This is a genomic window from Psychrobacter sp. TB55-MNA-CIBAN-0194 (assembly GCF_040309505.1).
In the GTDB taxonomy this organism is placed as follows: domain Bacteria; phylum Pseudomonadota; class Gammaproteobacteria; order Pseudomonadales; family Moraxellaceae; genus Psychrobacter; species Psychrobacter fozii.
This window is the reverse complement of sequence record NZ_JBEOOW010000361.1, coordinates 1-267: the sequence shown is the minus strand read 5'-3', so window position 1 is coordinate 267 and position 267 is coordinate 1. Positions and strand designations below refer to the sequence as shown.

General features: G+C 45.7%; 1 protein-coding gene. It reads left to right on the top strand.

Going from position 1 to position 267, the window contains the following annotated elements; genetic code table 11:
* Positions 1-267, top strand: a 267-nt coding sequence (locus AAEY75_RS15460) for an ATP-binding cassette domain-containing protein (protein ID WP_352260084.1), incomplete at both ends; no start/stop codon positions are given.

Sequence of the window (267 nt, the reverse complement as noted above, 5' to 3'; positions counted from 1 at the left end):
CGCTACGAGAGAACTTATTGATAGGAATGGCGGCGCCTAATGATGATGTGATGCAAGAGGTGCTGAGCAAGACTGGACTGATAAATCTTGTCTCTAGTCATTCTAGTGGTCTTGATCTGCCTATTAGCGAAGGTGGGCGCGGACTGTCTGGAGGGCAAAAACAGCTCGTTGATTTTACGCGTTTATTATTGACTAAGCCCAATGTATTTTTACTCGATGAGCCCACTGCCTCTATGGATAATAGACAAGAACAGCGCTGTCTTCAAG